The 22325-nt window shown below is 37.4% G+C and carries 16 protein-coding genes and 3 pseudogenes; 10 read left to right on the forward strand and 9 right to left on the reverse strand.

Features of this window, described 5'->3' with window-relative positions; translation table 11 throughout:
- Positions 1-8: 8 nt before the first annotated feature.
- The gene (locus tag Q5W13_RS04445; RefSeq protein WP_214612117.1) at positions 9-1241 is read right to left on the reverse strand and encodes a Glu/Leu/Phe/Val dehydrogenase dimerization domain-containing protein; all 1233 of its coding nucleotides are present in this window, start codon (positions 1239-1241) and stop codon (positions 9-11) included.
- A gap of 274 nt (positions 1242-1515) precedes the next feature.
- On the opposite strand from Q5W13_RS04445, the pseudogene Q5W13_RS04450 reads away from it, so the two are divergent.
- From Q5W13_RS04450 to Q5W13_RS04465, 4 genes and pseudogenes are all read left to right on the forward strand, one after another.
- A pseudogene (locus tag Q5W13_RS04450) lies at positions 1516-2659 on the forward strand (acyl-CoA dehydrogenase family protein).
- A gap of 315 nt (positions 2660-2974) precedes the next feature.
- Positions 2975-7485: pseudogene (gene gltB, locus Q5W13_RS04455) on the forward strand (glutamate synthase large subunit).
- Positions 7486-7494: 9 nt separating this feature from the next.
- Positions 7495-8960 (forward strand): annotated as a pseudogene (locus Q5W13_RS04460) (glutamate synthase subunit beta).
- Between the two features lie 106 nt (positions 8961-9066).
- Complete coding sequence (locus Q5W13_RS04465) at positions 9067-9921, forward strand: DMT family transporter (RefSeq protein WP_155597746.1); 855 nt, start codon at positions 9067-9069, stop codon at positions 9919-9921.
- A gap of 79 nt (positions 9922-10000) precedes the next feature.
- On the opposite strand, the gene Q5W13_RS04470 is transcribed toward Q5W13_RS04465, so the two are convergent.
- The 8 genes from Q5W13_RS04470 to Q5W13_RS04505 form a co-directional block, all read right to left on the reverse strand.
- Complete coding sequence (locus tag Q5W13_RS04470) at positions 10001-10255, reverse strand: hypothetical protein (RefSeq protein WP_304445481.1); 255 nt, start codon at positions 10253-10255, stop codon at positions 10001-10003.
- Positions 10228-10380 (reverse strand): hypothetical protein, encoded by a 153-nt coding sequence (locus Q5W13_RS04475; protein ID WP_304445482.1) that lies wholly within the window; start codon positions 10378-10380, stop codon positions 10228-10230. The genes Q5W13_RS04470 and Q5W13_RS04475 overlap by 28 nt, the downstream gene beginning before the upstream one ends.
- A gap of 11 nt (positions 10381-10391) precedes the next feature.
- Positions 10392-10781 carry a hypothetical protein gene (locus Q5W13_RS04480; RefSeq protein ID WP_304445483.1) on the reverse strand — a complete coding sequence of 130 codons (390 nt, stop codon included), beginning with the start codon at positions 10779-10781 and terminating at the stop codon, positions 10392-10394.
- 64 nt (positions 10782-10845) lie between these two features.
- Positions 10846-11124: a hypothetical protein gene (locus Q5W13_RS04485; protein ID WP_304445484.1), complete on the reverse strand. Its 279-nt coding sequence runs from the start codon at positions 11122-11124 to the stop codon at positions 10846-10848.
- 21 nt (positions 11125-11145) lie between these two features.
- Positions 11146-11286: a hypothetical protein gene (locus Q5W13_RS04490; protein ID WP_304445485.1), complete on the reverse strand. Its 141-nt coding sequence runs from the start codon at positions 11284-11286 to the stop codon at positions 11146-11148.
- Positions 11287-11332: 46 nt separating this feature from the next.
- Positions 11333-11701, reverse strand: a complete 369-nt coding sequence (locus tag Q5W13_RS04495; protein WP_304446463.1) for a sugar phosphate isomerase/epimerase family protein — start codon at positions 11699-11701, stop codon at positions 11333-11335.
- Positions 11616-11990 carry a sugar phosphate isomerase/epimerase family protein gene (locus Q5W13_RS04500; RefSeq protein WP_304446593.1) on the reverse strand — a complete coding sequence of 125 codons (375 nt, stop codon included), beginning with the start codon at positions 11988-11990 and terminating at the stop codon, positions 11616-11618. The genes Q5W13_RS04495 and Q5W13_RS04500 overlap by 86 nt, the downstream gene beginning before the upstream one ends.
- A 202-nt stretch (positions 11991-12192) precedes the next feature.
- Positions 12193-13074 carry an AraC family transcriptional regulator gene (locus Q5W13_RS04505; protein WP_155597749.1) on the reverse strand — a complete coding sequence of 294 codons (882 nt, stop codon included), beginning with the start codon at positions 13072-13074 and terminating at the stop codon, positions 12193-12195.
- Positions 13075-13377: 303 nt separating this feature from the next.
- Here Q5W13_RS04505 and Q5W13_RS04510 point away from each other — a divergent pair, with 303 nt between their 5' ends.
- From Q5W13_RS04510 to Q5W13_RS04535, 6 genes are all read left to right on the forward strand, one after another.
- Positions 13378-16578 carry a PVC-type heme-binding CxxCH protein gene (locus tag Q5W13_RS04510; RefSeq protein ID WP_304445486.1) on the forward strand — a complete coding sequence of 1067 codons (3201 nt, stop codon included), beginning with the start codon at positions 13378-13380 and terminating at the stop codon, positions 16576-16578.
- An 810-nt stretch (positions 16579-17388) separates the two neighbouring features.
- Entirely contained in the window at positions 17389-18519 is a 1131-nt protein-coding gene (locus Q5W13_RS04515; RefSeq protein ID WP_304445487.1) for a SusC/RagA family TonB-linked outer membrane protein, read from the forward strand.
- Complete coding sequence (locus Q5W13_RS04520; RefSeq protein WP_304445488.1) at positions 18500-18853, forward strand: hypothetical protein; 354 nt, start codon at positions 18500-18502, stop codon at positions 18851-18853. The genes Q5W13_RS04515 and Q5W13_RS04520 overlap by 20 nt, the downstream gene beginning before the upstream one ends.
- Positions 18854-18860: 7 nt before the next feature.
- Complete coding sequence (locus tag Q5W13_RS04525; RefSeq protein ID WP_304446464.1) at positions 18861-19736, forward strand: TonB-dependent receptor domain-containing protein; 876 nt, start codon at positions 18861-18863, stop codon at positions 19734-19736.
- On the forward strand, positions 19675-20307 hold the full coding sequence (locus Q5W13_RS04530; protein ID WP_304445489.1) for a hypothetical protein: 633 nt from the start codon (positions 19675-19677) through the stop codon (positions 20305-20307). Before Q5W13_RS04525 ends, Q5W13_RS04530 begins: the two co-directional genes overlap by 62 nt.
- Before the next feature lie 21 nt (positions 20308-20328).
- Complete coding sequence (locus Q5W13_RS04535; protein WP_304445490.1) at positions 20329-21816, forward strand: RagB/SusD family nutrient uptake outer membrane protein; 1488 nt, start codon at positions 20329-20331, stop codon at positions 21814-21816.
- Positions 21817-22325 lie beyond the last annotated feature (509 nt).

The following is a 22325-nucleotide window of genomic DNA, read 5'->3' on the forward strand; positions in this document are numbered from 1 at the left end:
CGTTCTATTTATATTAGTTGTTTCAATGCAATTTCAAATGCCGTTTGGCTGATGTTCTCTTTCGAGGGGTTTTGTTTATATATGTTCAAAATAGCTTTTCGGATGGTCTCCGAAGTGTCGCTAAAGATAAGCTCATCATCAATACCTACTCTTTTTTCCATGAAGTAAGCAAAAACACGGGCCATCCCACAATTGGATATGAAATCTGGAATTAGGCTAACCTTGCCATCCGTATATTCCATTATAGATCCAAAGAAAATTTCTTTATCTGCGAAAGGCACATTGGCCCCACATGAAATAACTTCTAGACCTGTATCGATCAAACTGCTAATCTGATCTCTAGTTACCAAGCGAGATGCAGCACAAGGTGCGAATATTTCCGTTTGTAAAGACCAAATACGGTCATTTATTTCTTCAAAAGGAATCATTTCTCCCGCTTTTGCGATTAAATTGTTCCCATCCTTGTTCAGAAATAAGGTTTTTATTTCCTCAAATGAGAAACCTTCTTCTTTAATCACGCCACCAGCCCTATCAATTATTCCCACTACTTTTGCACCCATTTGGGCCAAATAGTAAGCTGCAGCACTACCTACATTTCCAAAACCTTGGACTACCGCCCTCTTACCAACAACACTACCTCCGTAAATATCGTAATAGTGTTTTACTGCCTCGGCTACGCCATAACCAGTAATCATATCTGCAACAGTATATTTTCTTGAAACCTCAGGAGAATAATTTGTATTCTCCAAAGCTTTGATCACCCCAAGACGCAATTGTCCAATTCTGTTTATCTTATCTGCTTCGGTTGGTTTAAAATGCCCGTTAAAGACTCCTTCTTGTGGATGCCATACACCTGCATCTTCCGTAATAGGAATAACTTCGTGAATTTCATCTACATTAAGGTCACCACCTGTACCATAGTAACTTTTTAATAATGGAGACACCGCATGGTACCAACGCTCAAGCACTCCTTTTTTTCTTGGGTCATTAGGATTGAAGTTTATTCCCGATTTAGCTCCTCCTATTGGCGGACCTGAAACCGTAAACTTTACCTCCATGGTTTTTGCTAGAGAAAGCACTTCATTCATATCCAACCCTTCTCTCATTCTAGTTCCACCACCTGCTGCCCCACCTCTAAGGGAATTTATAACCGTCCAACCTTCGGCTTCGGTCTCACTGTCTTTCCAATTAAAGACAATTTCAGGTGCCTTATTCTCGTATACCTTTAATAACTCTTTCATTTTTAATTGATTTAAATACTATTACGACTCCAATTCTGCTCATCCGAAAACTTCTCTTTCTCTACGCCAAAACGGCGTTACTGCTGTGTCATAATCTTGCGTTTAAATCAATTTCAAAAACCAATTCAACAAATATAAAAATTTGGCTTGGGATACAAAGTTTTTGACAGCTAATGAATGATTAATTTTTAAAAAAAATAGCCACCAATGCTAGGTGCCCAATTTATTCCAGAAGCTTATATTTGTAGAAGCTCAAAAAAAAGACATAAAAATTATGGAATTCTCATTATCAGAAGAACATTTAATGATTAGACAAGCTGCGCGCGATTTTGCTCAAAACGAATTGTTGCCCGGTGTTATTGAAAGAGACGAAGCTCAAAAGTTCCCTACCGAACAAATCAAAAAACTAGGTGAGCTTGGTTTTTTAGGAATTATGACAGACCCTAAATATAATGGTAGCGGAATGGACACCCTATCTTATGTTATTGCCATGGAAGAACTTTCTAAAATTGATGCATCTGCATCAGTGGTAGTTTCCGTAAACAACTCATTAGTTTGCTGGGGACTGGAAACCTTTGGAAACGAAGAGCAGAAACAAAAATACTTATCACCTTTAGCCTCCGGAGAGGTTATAGGCGCGTTCTGTCTTTCTGAACCTGAAGCAGGCAGCGATGCTACTTCGCAAAAAACGACTGCTATAGACAAGGGAGACCATTATATTTTAAATGGCACCAAAAACTGGATTACAAACGGCGGTACGGCTAGTACCTATATAGTAATAGCCCAAACAGATAGAGAAAAAGGACACAAAGGCATTAATGCCCTTATTATTGAAAAAGGGATCTTAAGGTTTTGAAATAGGACCTAAAGAGAACAAATTGGGCATCCGCGGAAGCGACACTCACTCCCTTAACTTTAATGATGTTAAGGTTCCTAAAGAGAACAGGATTGGCGAAGATGGCTTTGGCTTTAAATTTGCCATGAAAACTTTAGCTGGCGGAAGAATAGGTATTGCAGCCCAAGCTCTAGGTATTGCGGCAGGTGCTTATGAAATGGCACTCAAATATTCCAAACAAAGAAAAGCTTTTGGCACAGAAATATCCAATCACCAAGCCATAGCTTTTAAACTTGCGGATATGCACGTACAAATTGAAGCCGCACGTAACTTAGTTTATAAGTCCGCTTGGGAAAAGGATCAAGGCATGAATTACGATTTATCTGGTGCAATTGCTAAACTTTATGCTTCGCAAGTTGCAATGGACACCACTATTGAAGCCGTACAAATTCACGGAGGCAACGGTTTTGTCAAGGATTACCACGTAGAACGGCTAATGAGAGATGCCAAAATAACACAGATCTACGAAGGAACTTCTGAAATTCAAAAAATAGTGATTTCAAGAAGTATTTTAAAAGATTAAGATTCTACTGGGGACTTACCCCCGTTAAATTTATCACGTTTTTAGCCAAAATTAAGGCTAAACACCACAACACCATTCAAAACAGAGGGGGTTAGCTTCAAAATTGAAGAAATATAACAAATACCCCCTCAAAAAACCTTTCACAGGTCTGTTGAATGTCCTAATTTTACCATTCTGATAAATTTAGCTCACATAAAAACCATATCTGAATATTTTTCAATGTTTTATTCAAAACGTTGAATTTTTAATTGATTTGAAAAGAATAACTGCTAATTATTCATCAGAAATGCTATTTTTGAATAAATACCACAATTTATGACGTTGAAGAAGCAAGGGTTGTACCTACCGGAATTTGAACATGACAACTGTGGCGCAGGTTTTATCTGTAGCCTTAAAGGAAAGAAGTCTAATGATATCATACATAAAGCACTAGAGATACTAGATAAATTAGAGCACCGTGGAGCGGTAAGTTCTGATGGAAAGACTGGTGATGGTGCGGGTATCCTTATAGATGTACCACATGATTTCTTTAAAGCGGTCTGTGATTTTGAACTTCCTGAACCAGGTGAGTACGCAGTAGGTAACATATTCTTACCTCAAAAAGATAATCAGCGTGATTTCTGTATTTCTACTTTTGAAGAAAACATAGAGAAACAAGGCTTAAAATTATTAGGATGGAGAGATGTTCCGGTAAACAGATCTATTCCATGGCCGTGTTGCTATGGAAACCGAGCCTTTTGTTAAGCAGATTTTCATTGCGAAGGAAAATCCTGAACAAGACTATTTTAACTTCAACCTTAAATTGTTCATCGCAAGAAAAGTTACGGAGCATTCTGTAATAAATTCAAAACTTTCGGAAAGCCAGTTCTTTTATGTTCCTAGTCTTTCTACAAAAATTATCATATTCAAAGGGCTTTTGATGCCTAAAGACATCAGCCTATACTATAAAGACCTAATGGATCCTCGCGTGGTAACACGTTTATCATTGGTTCACCAACGTTTTTCTACTAACACCTTCCCTACTTGGGATTTGGCACAACCATTCCGTTACATGTGTCACAATGGTGAGATAAACACACTTCGTGGTAACGTATCTAGAATGCGCTCACGAGAAGAATTATTAAAGAGTGATTGGTTCGGAGATGAAATAAAAAACATCTTACCTATTATACTTCCCGGAAAATCAGATTCTGCCACTATGGACATGGTTGTAGAGCTTTTATTAATGACAGGAAGGTCTTTACCAGAAGTAATGATGGTATTGATACCGGAAGCATGGGAGAAAAACCCAGATATGTCTGAAGCCAAAAGAGCTTTCTACGAGTATCACTCATGTATGATGGAACCTTGGGATGGTCCTGCATCTGTACCTTTTACCGATGGAAACTATATTGGAGCTGTACTTGACCGTAATGGTCTACGCCCATCTAGATATACAGTTACCAAAAATGACTACGTAATTATGTCATCGGAAACTGGTGTATTAGACATCGCTCCTGAAAATGTAGAGTTTCACGGTAGACTTGAGTAGGAAAAATGTTCTTGGTAAATATGGAAGAAGGCCGCATCATTAATGATGAGGAAATTAAAGAAGACATTGCTAGCCGTCACCCATATAAAGAATGGTTAGACAAAAACCTTGTTCACTTAAAGAACATACCTTATAATGATTGTCCGTTATTTTTAGGCGAAGCTTCGCTTGAAAAACGTAAATCTGTTTTTGGTTATACCTTAGAGGATATTAATACTATTATCCTTCCAATGGGTAAAACCGCCAAAGAGCCAATTGGTTCAATGGGATCAGATACGCCAATTGCTGTGCTTTCTGAGCGTCCGCAGTTGATTTATAATTATTTCCAACAATTATTCGCACAGGTTACCAACCCACCGTTGGATGGTATTCGTGAAGAATTGATTACAGATATTAGCCTTACTTTAGGTAGTGATCATAATATATTTGAATTCTCAGAATTACATTGTCGTAAACTTAAAATTCAAAATCCGGTTATATCCAAAGAAGATTTGGATAAAATCAAAAATTACGATGCTAGTCCTGATTACAAAGTGGTTTCTATTCCTATGTTATATGAATTAGAAAGAGGCCATAACGGAATAGAAGATGCACTAGAGTCTGTTCTAGACCAAGCTTCCAAAGCTATTGATGAGGACGCTAATATTATTATCTTATCGGATAGAAACGTAAGCGAAACAATGGCGCCAATACCTGCGCTACTAGCATGTTCTTACGTTAACAGTGGTCTTCAGCGCTTAGGTAAACGTAATAAACTAAGTATCATAATAGAATCTGCTGAGCCTAGAGAAGTACACCACTTCTGTTTATTGTTCGGTTTTGGTGCCAGTGCTATTAACCCGTACTTGGTAAACGAAATTATTGGTGAACAAATAGAAGAAAACAATATTACCGATTTCACGGCTGAAGAAGCAATCAAAAATTACAACAAAGCTGTTGGAACAGGTATTCTTAAGGTAATGAACAAAATTGGTATTTCTACTTTGAATTCATACCGAGGTTCTCAACTTTTTGAATGTATTGGTATCAACACCAAAGTAGTAGAAAAATATCTACCAAACACACCTACACGTATTCAAGGTATAGGTTTGTACCAAATTGAAAAAGAAGTAGCCAAGCGCCATAAGAAAGCGTTCAACACAAAAGAAATTGCTGCTAATCTTGACCTTGAAATTGGTGGAGAATACCGATGGAGACGTGATGGAGAAAAGCACATGTTCAACCCGTTAACTGTAGCTAAACTACAGAAAGCGGTTCGTGGTAACGAAAATGACACCTATAAAGAGTACGCTCAAATGGTGAACGAACAGTCTAAAAATTTGATGACTATTCGTGGTTTGTTTGAATTCTCTAACTATGACCCTATTCCTTTGGAAGATGTGGAACCATGGACGGAAATCGTAAAACGTTTCAAGACCGGAGCTATGTCTTACGGATCTATTAGTAAAGAAGCTCATGAAAACTTGGCTATTGCCATGAACCGTATTGGCGGAAAAAGTAATTCTGGTGAAGGCGGAGAAGATGCCGAGCGTTTTTACAAAAATGCCACAGGTGATTGGAGAAACAGTGCTATAAAACAAGTTGCCTCAGGTCGTTTCGGTGTAACTTCCGATTATTTGACCAATGCAAAAGAGATACAAATTAAAATGGCACAGGGTGCTAAACCAGTATGAAGGTGGTCAACTACCTTGGTCCTAAAGTGAACCCATCCATTGCTAAAACCAGAAATTCCACTCCTTATGTAGGATTGATTTCACCTCCACCGCATCACGATATTTACTCGATTGAAGATCTTTCGCAGTTGATATACGATTTAAAATCGGCTAACAGAGAAGCACGTATTAACGTAAAACTGGTTTCCGAGGTTGGTGTAGGTACTGTTGCTGCAGGGGTTTCTAAAGCAAAAGCAGACGTGGTTCTTATTTCCGGATTTGATGGAGGTACTGGAGCATCTCCCTTAACATCATTAAAACATGCTGGTCTACCTTGGGAACTTGGTATTGCAGAAGCACAGCAGACCTTGGTCATGAACGACCTTAGGAATAGAATTGTTCTTGAATGTGACGGTCAGCTTAAAACTGGTCGTGATGTTGCTGTAGCCTGTTTGCTAGGTGCAGAAGAGTTTGGTTTTGCAACTGCTCCGCTTGTTGCATCGGGTTGTATTATGATGCGTGTTTGTCATTTGAATACTTGCCCAGTAGGTATCGCAACACAAAACCCAGAACTACGTAAGAAATTTGCCGGTAAGCCGGAACACGTTGTGAACTACATGTACTTTGTAGCACAAGAATTACGTGAAATCATGGCGCAGTTAGGTTTCAGGACTATCAACGAAATGGTTGGTCAGGTTCAGAAATTAGACCGTAAGAAAGCAATTGATCATTACAAATCTGCCGGAATCGATTTAACACCGATTTTATATCAAGTTGATGTACCGGCAGGAACTAAGTTCTACAACACACAACAACAAACACACGATATTGATAAGTCAATAGAATTTGAAATCATCGCAAAAGCAAATCCTTCTTTATTTAGAAAAGAAAAGCTAACGTTAGAATTTCCTATTAAAAATACGGATAGAGCTGTTGGTGCTATTATTAGTAATGAAATTTCAAAAGTATATGGTGCACAAGGCTTACCTATAAACACTTTGAAATTAAATTTCACAGGTTCTGCAGGACAAAGTTTTGGAGCTTTTGCAACTAGAGGTTTAACAATGACCGTTAATGGAAACACCAACGATTACCTTGGTAAAGGATTATCTGGTGCTAAATTAGTTATTAAGGTTCCTGAAAAATGTACCATTGTACCGGAAGACAACGTAATTACCGGTAACGTAACGCTTTACGGAGCAACGGCAGGACGTGCTTACATAAATGGTAGAGCTGGTGAACGTTTCTGCGTTCGTAACTCAGGTGCCAAAGCGGTAGTAGAAGGCATTGGTGATCATGGTTGTGAATATATGACCGGAGGTGTTGCCGTTATTCTTGGTGAGGTAGGAAGAAACTTTGGAGCAGGTATGAGTGGTGGAATAGCCTTTGTATATGACCAGAATGGTACCTTCAAGAAGAAATGTAATAACACTGACCTGAATTTATTAGAGGTTACTGAAGATAATGATATTAAAGAATTGAAAGATTTAATAGAAAGTCACTACAACTCTACTTTGAGTCCGCTAGCACAGCGCATTTTAGAGAAATGGGAAGACTGTCTACCTAAATTTGTCAAGGTCTTACCTGAAGAATACAAACAGGCATTACTACGTATGGAAAGAGAAAAATTAGAAACTATTTAAAGTCGAGAAATGGGAAAGATTACAGGATTTTTGGAATTCGATAGAAAAGTAGAATCATACGCGCCTGTTGAAGAACGCGTAAAAAGTTATCATGAGTTCACCGTTCCAATGAACGAGCCAGAACTTAAGGATCAAGGTGCAAGATGTATGGACTGTGGTATTCCTTTTTGCCATAGTGGTTGTCCATTAGGCAACTTGATTCCAGACTTTAACGATGCAGTGTACCGCGGTAAATGGGAAAAGGCTGCCAAAATTTTACACTCAACGAACAACTTCCCGGAATTTACCGGTAGACTTTGTCCGGCACCTTGTGAAGAGGCTTGTGTATTGGGAATTAATGAAGACCCGGTAACTATTGAGAACATTGAGAAGAATATTGTAGAAACAGCCTTTAGCAAAGGATGGATAGTTGCTGAACCACCAGAAAACAGAACTGATAAAAAAGTAGCTGTAGTAGGTTCTGGCCCTGCCGGTCTTGCCGCTGCTCAACAATTGAACCGTGCGGGACATACGGTTACTGTTTTTGAAAGAGACGAAAAACCAGGCGGATTATTACGCTATGGTATTCCTGATTTCAAAATGGAAAAAAATGTTATAGACCGTAGACTTAAGGTTTTAGAAGAAGAAGGTATAGAGTTTAAATGTGGTATAAACGTTGGTAAAGATATTACCGGCCAAGAACTTCAGAATGATTTTGATGCTGTAGTATTATCTGGTGGAGCTACCATTCGCAGAAATCTACCTATAGAAGGCGCAGACCTAAAAGGTGTTGTACAGGCAATGGATTTCTTACCACAAAACAACCGAAGAGTAGATGGTGTTAAAAGTTTCGAAAATGAAATTTTAGCTACAGGTAAAGATGTTATTGTAATTGGTGGTGGTGATACTGGATCTGACTGTATTGGAACCTCTATTAGACATGGAGCTACTTCCGTTTCAAACTTTGAGATTATGCCAATGTCCACTACTGAGAGACCAGAAGGACAGCCTTGGCCTTTTTGGCCTATGCGTTTAAAAACGAGTACTTCTCACAAGGAAGGTGCTGAACGTTTTTTCAGCATATCTACCAAAAAATTCTTAGGGGATAAAGACGGTAACTTAACAGGTTTGATTACATCTCAAGTAGAATGGATTAAAACCCCGGGACAACGTCCACAATTAAAAGAAGTTCCATAACAGAGAAAGAATGGAAATGTGAACTAGCGCTTCTAGCCTTAGGTTTCACCGGTTCTGAAATGACCATTGCAGATCAATTAGGTATTGAAGCAGATGGTAGAACAAATATTAAAGCTACCGAAGAGAATTACATGACTAACGTACCAGGCATATTCGTTGCCGGTGACCAAAGACGTGGCCAATCGTTGATTGTTTGGGCCATTTCAGAAGGTCGTCAAGCTGCTTATCATGTAGATAAGTATCTTATGGGAGAATCTGCTTTACCACTAAAAGGAGAAGGAGATTTACCAAGGGTATAACCTAGGGTTAGTTTTATAAACTTTAATTTATCCAACCCAATATAATTGGGTTGGATTTTTTTATCTGCGACATTTCAGTAGTAAAAAGCCGTAAAGGTTTCCTATTATGAACATTAGAAAAGTTCTTTTTTACATGATAATTAGTGCTTTGGCATTCACTCTAATGAATGTTTCTGTAAAACAGCTTCAGCATTATAGCGTTTATCAAATTGTATTTTTTAGAGGTTTTGGCTCCTTCATTCTTACGATGGCTATCCTAAAACAATTGAAGGTTCCCGTTTTGGGAAATAATAAAAAACTATTGGTACTTCGTGCAATTGTAGGCACCAGCTCAATGACTTTATTCTTTATGTCATTGAAATATCTATCTGCGGGCACAGCAGTTTCATTGCGCTATTTAGCTCCTATTTTTTCCGCAATTTTTGCCATTTTTCTATTGAAGGAAAAAATAAAGCCTGTGCAATGGCTATTCTTTATCATTTCATTTATAGGGGTCCTAACCTTAAAAGGGCTCGACTCCAACCTTGATACTACAGGACTACTATTGGTGTTTGGCGCTGCAGTTCTAAGTGGATTAGTATATATCATTATAAGCAAAATAGGAAAAGGTGACCACCCCATAGTAATTGTCAATTACTTTATGTTTACAGCAACTATTTTTGGAGGTGTTTTGGCTATACCTTATTGGGAAAACCCAGTAGGCATAGATTGGGTGTTCTTTCTAACTTTAGGAATCTTTGGATTTATAGGACAATTATACATGACCAAAGCCTTTCAGATAGCTTCCAACAACCTTGTAGCTCCTTTTAAATATCTTGAAGTGCTATTTACTGGGCTCATTGGATTTATGTGGCTGGGCGAAGTATATACCATTTGGAGCTTAGTAGGTATTCTTTTAATTATCGCAGGCCTTGTAATGAATGTTGCTTACAAAGCCCGTGACAAAAGGTATACGCTTTAAATACGCACACCCGGTAATCATTCAAAATAGAAGTACGCTCTAACTATCTTTTATAATTGAATTATAGAAAATTTACTATTTACTCAAAACTCTCAATACTTGCCTGTTTTGCCGGCCAATACTCAGCTTTTCTAAATTCAAATTTGGTAGGATTATAATCACCTACTAAAGTAACGTCTGCCTTTTCTGGAATTTGTAAGTCAAGTCCCCAGAATATACCATTGACCAGTAATCTTCTTGTACCTTCTATTAATAGATCATTAGCAGCACCTACAGTAGATGTAAATGCTTTTCCTTTTTCACCACTTATGGTAGTTGGTAGCTCTTTATCCAAGTAACCGGCATTAATTCATCACCAAGACTTTTACCGTCCTTATTGGTTGTTGCTATTTCATCATCTGTAGGTCTCATTCCGTAGAAAACATCGCTTTCATCGTATTCTCCCTTTCTATTCATCACCTGCCCTAAAATTATAGGTTGTGAATCTCCATAAGTGGTAGTGTAACTCCATAAACATCACTAGCTCCCCACACATCCCCATCAGAAATTCCGTTAGTTATACCTGTTGTATTTGCCCCTATAGCCACCATACCTTTAGTACTTTGATGCTTATGATGACCATGATGATTGATCCAAGTTTCCCCAAGTACTAAACGGCCAAAGCCACCATCCCACTCAGTTTTATCTCCTTTGTAATTAAAACTGTAATGTGCATATTGCGAATCTGAATCTTCTGGAAAGTTAAACCCATGAGTTGCAGTTCTTAATCCCATCACCGGTTTACCCGATTTTAGATAATCATCAATATATTTCATTTGATCATCTGGAAGTGCACGGAACCGAGTAAAAACTACCATCATATCTGCCGAAGTCAATGCTTCTAAACCCTGAGTATATTTTTATTGTAATTAGCATTCACAATTCCTACTTATCTTCTTCTTGAGCAAAAAGAACCGTACATTTAAAACCATGATGTTTAGATAGAATCTTTGCTAGTTGCGGTAACGCTTCTTCTGAACGGTACTCCTCATCACCTGAAATCAAAACAATGTGTTTTGCATTTTCATCTGCACCTTCATAGGTTAGCCATTTCTTGGGAGAATCTACCTCTTGAGCCATTTCAGGTTCTTTAGTAATTGTGTTTTTCTGCTCTTTACACGAAAATAAAATTAGGCAAATTACAATTGGTAATACATTTTTCATTCTGTTCTAGTTTAGAGATGCTTATTTGGTAATTCCTATTCCTTCGGATATGAGCTTAAATCCTTCTGTATATACTTCTTCTACCGGAGAGTAGTTGCGCCATACATTAATTGCATTTGCAAACTCTGGTATAGTGGTACTGAAAGCTTCTATGGTAACCACCCTTTATATTTAATTTCATTTAAAGCGGAAAAAACATCTGGCCAGTTTACTTGCCCCCTACCATAAGTGTTCCTCTATCATTTTCACTTATGTGAACATGCTTTAGGTAAGGAGCTATGGTTTTAATAGCACCAGATTGACTTTTTTCTTCAATGTTAGCGTGATGCGTATCAAACATGGCACCCAAATTTGAATGGTTTACTTCTTTGACCATATCACCTAAATCTGCCATGGTATTATATAAATAACACTCAAATCTATTTACGGCTTCCGGAGTAAGAATAATATTGGCTCCTTTGGCATATTCAGCAGCTTTAAATAACATCTCATTACTCCATTTCTTTTCTTGGGGTTGGTGGTTTTCTTGTAAAGAGAGCGAATGTAGAATGAAAAGGTCCGCACAAAACTTCGGCATTGGCAGCCGCTCCCATATCAATGGACCATTTCAATCGCTCCAAACCTGCTTCCCTAACTTTTTTGTCGGGACTTGCAATATTTTCCTCGGCAGATAATGATGCTACCCCGGTAACGCCCATATCCATACCAGAAAAATGGTTGCCTAATTCTGAATAATACTTTTCACTACCCTCGCCAAAGAATAGTTCAATCCCGTCATATCCAGTTTTTTTTAAATCATCTACAATACCAAAGTGCTGCTCGGTGACGTGATTTGTCCAAAGCAACATATTCATTCCTATTTTCATTATATAATGGTTAGTTAATAATTGTAATATTTACTGATGGAAAATTTATATCTGGCGTTCTATACTATTTAGTTTTTCCACATTTAAATTTCGAACAGCAAACAAATCTAGTATTAAATGAAACTTCAAAATTCCTGTATCTTCTTAAAGACTGGTACTTTTTTTCCATTTAAAAAGACATTTACTGCCCAATTCCGTTCTTTTATACTGGTTTTCGAATGTTCAAAAACAACTTCCTATACTCAAGTGGACACATTTCTGTAATAGATTTAAATTGCCTGTTAAAATTAGATAATGCATTATATCCGCATTCATAACTTATCTGAGAAATATTAAAATTATCCTCCAAAAGCAATTTTCTAGCATGCCCAATACGTATCTCATTAACAAAGCGAGTAAATGTTTTATTGGCTCGAGGCTTAAAATATCTACAGAAAGATGTTGTGGTCATATTTAGCAAGCTAGCAGCTTCATCCAATGATATATTTGTCTTAAAATTTGTCATTACATAGTCATATACCTTCCGCATCTTTTCCGCATCGCCTCCTTTAAATGCATTCATATAATTAGGACTGGCCAACATGGTATACTCAGTACTATTTGCCAATGTATCCAATATCTCAAGAAGTTTTAAAATTCGTTTAAAACCTTTTTGTTTATCTAACTCTAAAAGAAATTTAATTATAATATCCCTAGTTTCTCCATGAAACTCTATACCCCTAAGAGAGTGCGCTACAAGTCTATTAATTTTGTAAAACTCTTCCATCTCAAGAAGAGGTTCACTTAAGAGTACGTGATCAAAATAAATTACCAACCCCCGTGTAGTTAATTTACTATCCTTCTCAAAATAGGCATTATCATTTCTCCATAAGTGAGGTAGATTAGGACCTGTCATGACCAAATCTCCCTTCTTAAAGTTGTGTACGTGATCCCCAATAAAACGAGTCCCCTCACCCTCCATGATGTAAGAAATCTGGAATTCTGGATGAAAGTGCCAATTGGGGTTAAAAAAGGGACCTTTTAGGTCTTTATAGATAAAAGTTTCCTTTGGCGTCAATGTCTTTTCAATACTAGGAGCACTCATAAATTTTCTTTAGAAATTCATTTAAACATCAATATAAGATAAAAAAGTACCAACTTTTAATAAGATACAGGATAAATTAATTCAAAATCTATCATAGTTTTGTCTACACTCACACTAACATTCTTATTTAATTGGTAATTTTTTAAAAATAGCTCAGCTATTTCAAATACAAATTCCGATATTAACAAGTGTAAAAAGTACAATAATAACTTAAACTTATTAATTTCGGGCAATTCAATTAAAATAATACCTTAAACTGAACCATAATTAGCTCTTTGCTCAAAACAAATTATTCTACATATTATGAAAATCATTAATAAAATCGGCCTAGGAAAGCTCATCCTTACTTGTGCCGTCGCAATTTGCTTTATAGCATGTAGCGAAAAAGAAAACAAAACCTTAACCATAGGAAAAAACTCCCGGATTGTTTTAGTAGGAAATAATTTAGGTTCTAGGATGATGGATTTTGGGCACTTTGAAACAGAGATGCAGCTAAGATTCCCTAATGATTCTTTATTTATCAGAAATATGGCAGATGGCGGAAACACTCCGGCGTTTAGACCTCATGCTGCACGAAAGTCACCGTGGGCTTTTCCCGGCGCAGATAAATTTGAGCACGATTCAGGAAGTAGAATACATTTTATTGAAGATGACAAAGGACATCAGTCTGGTAGTGTAGGTCATTTTCCAACTCCAGATGAATGGATTACAAGCTTAAAACCAGATATCGTCATAGCCTTTTTTGGTTATATCGAATCTTTTGAAGGTCAAGAAGGCCTTGAAAATTACCGAGAAGAACTTCGTGCGTTTATTAAACATACTATAAGCACAAAGTATAATGGAATAGCACCACCCCAACTAGCCATTGTTTCTCCTATTGCTTTTGAAAATCTTTCTGATAAGATGGATTTACCTGATGGCACTAAAGAGAACAGAAATTTATCCCTTTATACCGAGGCTATGAAAGGAGTAGCTAATGAAGAAGGTGTGCTCTTTGTAGATGCTTTTGATGCTTCTAAAAAATGGTACGAAACCGGAAGTGAAGACCTTACGCAAGATGGATTTCAACTAACGGATTCAGGTTACAAAAAATTCGGAAAGTTGTTGGCCGATGATATTTTTGGAAGTAAGAAAACTGACGAAACCAACCGCCAATTGGTACATGATGCTGTTACCGAAAAAAACTGGTTTTGGCTAAATGATTTCAAAATACCTAACAGTGTTCACGTTTACGGAAGACGCTATGATCCTTTTGGGCCAGATAACTATCCTTTTGAAATAGCTAAAATTCGTGAAATGACCGCTATACGAGATACTGCTATCTGGCAAGCCATTCATGGCAAAAAAATGGACTTGGCCGCTGCAGATGCCAAAACAAAAAAACTTCCGCCAGTAGAAACGAATTATAAAGAAAGTGAAAAGAACGGAGATCCTGAATATTTATATGGTGAAGAAGCCCTAGCACAAATTAAAACCGCTCCGGGCTACAAAGTAGAACTTTTTGCATCAGAAGAGCAATTCCCAGATTTAGCTAATCCGGTTCAAATGTCTTTTGACAATGAAGGAAGATTATGGGTAGCAGTAATGCCAAGTTATCCGCATTACAAGGCTGGTGACAGCAAACCCAACGACAAACTTTTAATTTTTGAAGATACCGACGGAGATAACAAAGCTGATAAGCAAACCGTTTTTGCAGACGGTTTACACCTTACTATTGGTTTTGAGTTTGCTCCAGAAGGAGTTTACATGTCCCAAGGAACAAATTTAATCCTTCTAAAAGATACCGATGGTGATGATAAAGCGGATAAAAAAGAAATTATTTTAAGTGGTTTTGACGATCACGACACCCACCATGCTATTAGTGCCTTTACCACAGACCCATCAGGTGCAATTTACATGGGCGAAGGTACTTTTCTCCATTCCAATGTAGAAACGGCTTATGGTAGTGTTAGGGGTAGTAACGGGGGATTTTACAGATATAGCCCACAAAGACATCACCTAGAACGTACGGCACAACTTGCTATTCCCAACCCGTGGGGTATTGCTTTTGATGAATGGGGTCAGCCTTTCTTTGAGCATACTTCCGGTCCTGCTGCTACATGGATGATGCCCGGTACAATTATTCCACGTTATGGCGTTAGCTCTCCTATACCAGAAAATTTAATCGAAAAAGACCACTTAGTACGTCCTACCTCTGGATTGGAATTTGTTTCCAGCAGTCATTTTCCTGACAATGTTCAAGGTGATATGCTTATAAATAATACCATAGGGTTTAGAGGAACAAAACAACATAAAATGGTAGATGACCCAAAAACTGCGGGTTACCTTAGTGAGCACAGACAAGACCTTATTTTTTCGGATGACAAAAACTTCAGACCAGTAGATATGGAATTTGCTCCTGATGGTTCGCTCTACTTTTTAGATTGGAGCAATGTGCTGATCGGTCATATGCAGCACAATGCACGCGATCCATTAAGAGATCATGTTCATGGAAGAATATATAGAGTTACCTATCCTTCTAGGCCGTTGGTAAAACCTGCAAAAGTTGCCGGTGCCACTATTGAAGAACTGTTAGAAAACTTAAAACTTCCTGAATATAGAACTCGTTACCGTACTAAAAGAGAATTACGTGCACGTGATGCAGATGAAGTTTTAGCTAAATTAAAACCATGGGTTGCCAACCTAGATAAAAACGATGCGAATTATGAGCATAATCTATTGGAAGGCCTTTGGGTTACTTGGGGATTAAACAAGATAGACAAAGACTTATTAGTACAATTATTACAGGCTAAAGATTTCAGGGCCCGTACTGCGGCAGTTGAAGTTCTAAGATATAATGGTCACCAAATTGATAATCAAGCAGACTTGTTAATGCAAGCTGCTAAAGATGACAACCCTAGAGTACGTCTTGAAGCATTAGTAGCTGCATCTAGATTAGGGAAAGACCTTGGTATTCCTATTATTACCGAAGCCGGAAAAAAAGGACTTGACAAATGGATGGAACGCCCTTACGAAGCAGCGCTGGCACATTTAAATGGACATAGAGCTGGCGAAAAAGCAAAAGACGTCATTGAAACTGACCTAAAAGGAAAAGATTTAGAACTTTTAATGGCAGGACAAGAAATTTACGAACGCGATGGTTATTGTGCTACATGCCACCAACCCGACGGTCAAGGACTTACCGCTTCTGGATTTCCACCTCTAGCAGGTTCTAAATGGGTAACCGGTAGTGAAGAAAGATTAATAAAGTTGACTACAAAAGGTATCATGGGACCTATTGAAGTAAAAGGAAAAAAATATCCCGGTCAAGTACCAATGACTCCATTCGGAAAATTACTAAATGAGGAAGAAACTGCTGCTGTCCTTACCTATGTTAGGAACACTTTTGGAAACAAAGCATCTGCAATTTCTCCTGAAAAAGTAAAAGAAGTTCGTGAGAAAATAAAAGATAAGGAAGGTTTCTATTCTCCAGAAGAATTACTGCAGGAACATCCTATGAAATAATTGAACAAATACCATTCTACCATTTTTTAAAAAGGGACATTCATATGAATGTCCCTTTTTTATTTGCCATAACACCGCAATTAATTTTTAGCAATTCTTCAGAATAGCGCTTTTTTCGATTTTAGCAAAATTCCTACTATTTTATCATTCACATAAATTACAAAAATCTACTTTATTATTTAATATTTTATTCTTGCTGCCATCGTTAAAAATTGAAAACCGCCCTTCTATTTTACAATAAGTTCAACTTATTTCAAAAAGTGGAATAGCTCAATTTTACTATGCTAACACTGTATTTTCATGCGATATAGATTTCAATGAATTTATATCAAAATTGTACATCAAGAAATACACCCTTACTTCTACATTAAAAATACCTTTATGAAATTCAAAAAGTAAGGTATTCAAAAAAATGAATGTCGTAAAATATCAAATAATCAAAATATGACAATATAATACCACTAATTGCAAAATTACAGGTGTACTGGCTTCCTTCATCAGTATATATTTACCAACATAACCCCCTAACTGATTCAACAACTTAAACAATTAAACTATGACTCCAATGTTATCATCTTTTAAGATCAAACACGTTTGTATCTTATTAGGTATTCAAATTGTATGTCTCCAATCAGCTTTTGGAGCAAGTATATCTGTCGATAGTATCGATAGTTATACGAACAGAAACGACGCAGTTCGGTATACTCTACCGAAGACACAAGGCAATGTGATTACAGGTACTATAAATGACCAAGATAATCAACCGCTACCATAAGTGCCAGCATTATTGAAAAAGGCACAACAAATGGTGTGACAACAGATTTTGATGGTAATTTTTCTATTGAAGTAAGTAGCCAAGATGCGGTACTGATTGTCTCCTATATTGGCTATTCGCCCAAAGAAATTTCCGTTAGTGGTAAGGACAACATTACAGTAAGCCTAGAAGAAAATGCTTCAGCTTTAGACGAGGTAGTTCTTATTGGTTACGGCTCCCAAAAGAAAAGCGATTTAACCGGTGCAGTAGGTTCAGTAAAAGCCGAAGAGTTGGCCGAACGGCCTGCCGCCTCAATGAACCAAGCTATAGCAGGTAAGATTTCAGGGGTTAATATAACTTCTGGATCAGGAAGACCTGGAGGTAGAACTGTGGTAAGAATTCGTGGTAATACCTCGGTAAGTATTGCTAACACGCCACTTTATGTAATTGATGGTGTTATTCTTAGCGCTGCCAGCTTACCAAATGGTAGTACGCCTATTGACTATATGAACCCAAATGATATTGAATCTATTGAAGTTCTAAAAGATGCTTCTGCAACAGCAATTTATGGTGCAAGAGGTGCAAACGGTGTTATCTTGGTAAGTACCAAAAGAGGTACTACTAATGGAGGTGGCCGTCTTAATTATGATGTAGATTTTAGTATAGGAACACTACCCAAAAAACTTAATTTACTAAACTCAGAAGAATTTCTTCAAGTAGAAGAGACTGCATATGCCAATGCAGAAAAATTTGACCCCGAAGGATGGGCTGGAGGTAGATACACAGACCCTACACTAAAAAGAACAGACCCTAGACTTTTTGATTCCGAAGGCAACCCCTTATACGATACAGATTGGCAAGATGAAGCCATAAGAACTTCCTTTACACAAAATCATCAACTTTCCTTTACAGGAGGTACTCAAAAAGGTAATTATGGTCTTTTTATGGGTTTCCGTGATGAACAAGGATTGATTGTAGAATCTTGGTTAAAACGATATTCAGCTAGATTTACTATGGATTCTGATATCACAGACTGGTTAAGAGTTGGTGGTAGTTTAGGCTATAATGATCAAAATGAAAAGCAAGTAGACCAACTTGGTGGTGGTGGCATTACCACTATGAGACAGGTGTTTGAAGCGCTTCCTATAATTCCGGTAACTTATGAAGATGGAGCTATGGGGATCTAACATTGATTACTATGGCATGGAAGGTGGCGGAAGCCCCGTTGCGGTTGCGAACGATAGAAGGTATTTTCTTAAAACGCAATCTGTAATAGGTAATTTTTATAGTAACATTTCCTTCCATAAAAACTTACAGCTACGAACTACATTAGGCGCCAACGTCATCAATCAAAGGAACGATTACTACGGGGGGCGTGATTTACGATATATTGCTAGACCTGACGGTGCTGCTTATGTAGAAAACGGTCGTTACAATTCATGGCAATTTGAAAACTATTTAACGTATAATAAAGATTTTGAAAATGAAAATTCATTAACAGCAATGGTAGGGCTATCCTAAGCAACATATTGATGAATTCAAATCAAAAGCTGAGACTAGAGGATTTGCAGATGATTTTTATGGTTTTAACAACCTTGGTGCTGGATCTAATCCACAAACACCAACCTCAAGTAAAATTGCATATGGTCTAAATTCTTATTTTGGACGTGTAAATTACAATCACCAAAACAAATACTTAGTAACCCTAACCGGTAGAGCAGATGGTTCTTCAAAATTTGGACCAGAAAATCAATTTGCCTTTTTCCCATCTGCGGCATTGGCATGGAGAGCATCTAACGAAGATTTCTTATCACAAAGCGAAACCATTTCTAATTTAAAGCTGCGTGCCAGTTACGGAGCAACGGGTAATTCTGAAATTCCCGCATATAGAGCTTTAGCTGGTCTAGAAAGTGGAACGGTAATTTTTGCTGGTGACCGTGCATCATATAGCATTCCACAACGTATGGCTAATTCCGATTTAAAATGGGAAAAAACAAATCAATTAGATGCTGGCCTTGAAATAGGTTTTTTAAATAACCGTATTGCTTTAGAGGTTGATGTATACCGTAAATTAACCACAGATATGCTTCTTAATGCGCCTGTACCTTCTACCAGTGGATTCTCAAATGTTTTTAGAAATGTGGGAAGCATGGAAAACAAGGGTATAGAAATTACTTTGAATACCACCAATATAGATAATGAAGTTTTTGGATGGGATTCAAATTTTAATATTTCTATCAATAAGAACGAAGTAGTATCATTAACAGGAGGCTCGGATATTTTCTTAGGTTCAACACTTATTCGTGAAGGAGAACCAGTAGGTACTTTCTTTGGATACATTGATGAAGGTACGTGGAATACAGACGAGGCTGCACAAGCTGCTATTTACGACAGACTTTGGTGACATTAAATACAGAGACCTAAATGATGATGGCGCTATTAACAGTGATGACAGAGCTATCCTAGGAAAAGGTATACCTGATGGTTTTGGAACTTTTTCCAATACATTTAGATATGGAAATCTAGAACTATTAGTAGACCTTCAGTTTCAATACGGGAATAGTATTATGTATCGTGATGAACACTCTGCGGAAGATCGCCAAACTATAGCTAACAGCTTTTCAACAGTTCTGAACGCTTGGACACCAGACAATCAAGATACAAATATTGCACAGATAAGACCAATAGCAGCCGGTTACGACACTAATAATGATTCTGGAAAATTAAAAGATGCTTCTTTTATCAGAGGAAGGAACTTAATGCTTTCTTATGTCTTTAAACCTGAACTGACTGAGCGTTTGCATTTAAACCGATTAAGATTATACACCTCAGTACAGAACTTCTTTGTATCCACAAAATATCCAGGCTATGACCCGGAAAGTTCTAATGGTAGTCAGGCCTTCGACCAAGGTTTTTCGCTATACGATTACCCAAGACCTCGCACATTTATGATAGGGCTTAATGTTGGATTGTAATAATATTAAAAAGATAAAAAAATGAAAACCTATAAAAACTTTATAAGAACTATAGTGGTCCTCACCGCTGTATCGCTTGCATCTTCGTGTAGTGACTTTTTAGATGAAGAGGACGAATCTAACTTTACTACCGACACCTATTTCACAAAGGCAGAACATGCCGAAAGTGCAGTGAATGGTATCTACGAACCTTTAGTGCCAATTACAAATAGTGGTTTTGGTGGCGGAACGTGGCTTATGCTTGAATTCGCAACAGGACTAGCAAATACTTCATTAGGACAGGCTACCAACATTTACTTGGTCAAAGATTTAATCAATAATTCGGACAATGGATATGGTAGTAGTTTTTGGAACGAATACTATACGGGTATATCAAGAGCTAATTTAGCTATTGAAAAGATTCCAGAGATAAATATGGATGAAACCGCAAAACAGAATTACTTGGCAGAAGCTAAATTCTTTAGAGCTTATTATTACTTCGGTTTGGTACGTATGTTTGGAAACATTCCTATTATTACAGAGTCTGTTGATTTAGGATCAGAACAATTATACCCAGAACAAGCTACACCAGAAGCTGTTTATGATTTAATTATTGCTGACTTAACGGAAGCTGAAAATTCTAGCCTAGCATGGCGAGATGAAACAGGTAGAGTATCTATGGGAGCAATAAAGACTCTTTTGGCCGATGTGTATTTGACATCAGCAGGTTACCCGCTTCAAAAAACGGAAAACTTCCAACTTGCTGCGAACAAAGCAAAAGAAGTAATTGACTCAGCCCAGTATACCATTTTTGATTCATATGATGCATTGCATGATCCTGCTACCAAAAATAGTGGTGAGTACATTTTCATGACGCAGTTTGCAGCAAATATTCAATCTGGAAACTGGCAGCCAGCAATTTTACCTTATAATTTAGGTATATCTGCATACTCCGCCCAAACAGGTGGTATATTCTCTACTAATGAGTTCGCAAGTTCATATGAAGCAGATGATAAAAGAGCCGAAGAAAAACAGTTCTATTTCACAAGTTACTCTTTGGAAGCAGATAGAAGCGATAGTGTAAATTTAGGAGCTCCTTATATATTCAAGCACTTTGATATTCAAGCTAATGAAGATAGTGCTCAATCAGATTTAAATTGGTGTATTTATCGCTACGCGGATGTACTATTAATGTATGCTGAAGCGGTAAACGAAGCCGAGGGTGCACCATCTGCAGATGCATACAGCGCTATTAACGAAGTAAGACAACGCGCTGAAGTTCCAGATTTAGCCGGACTTTCTCAAGATGATTTCAGACAGGCAGTACGTATAGAGCGTGTACATGAACTAAGTTTTGAAAATAAGACTTGGTTTGATATGGCACGTTGGAGAAAAGCATATAATCCTGAAACGAATGAACTAGAAGATTTCGTAGGACATAATTTCTCTTACCTACCAAACAAGGCGTTGACAGAAAGAGAACTTTTATTTCTATCCCAACATCAGAAATGCAAAACAATCCTAATCTAAGTCAAAACACCGGTTACTAAAACAACCACCGTTTATAGTATTTTTGTAGTTTAATATTTAGTTGATAGTGATTATAACCCTTTGGCTCAGCCAAGGGGTTATTTTTTTCTTTACACTAGCGTCCCTCCTCAAAAATTTTGATGCTTATAGCATATAGAGATACACTCCTCATTCTATTAGTTAAACAAGAAATCTAACGTAGTTCTCCTTATCCCCTAGTTCTATAAGTAGCATTAATAGAAACCATATAAAACCAACAATCATCTTATAAAGCATAGATGGCGGTTTAATCAGGTGTTATTGCATAAGGTCAATAAACGTGGTATTATAAAATTCTTTCCCCCCTTATAGTTGATTCACAACGTAGTGTGCTGCTTTTTGGGGTATATAGCCGGCAATTATCCGGTGTAACCGAAGATGGATATCACATGGACGAACCTTTCAGGTATGTACAAGGGATCTACTTCGTAGTAGTAGTAGTAGTAGTAGTAGTGGTAGTCGTGGATTAT

It is taken from the genome of Zobellia laminariae (genome assembly GCF_030553095.1).
Classification (GTDB): Bacteria; Bacteroidota; Bacteroidia; order Flavobacteriales; family Flavobacteriaceae; genus Zobellia; species Zobellia laminariae.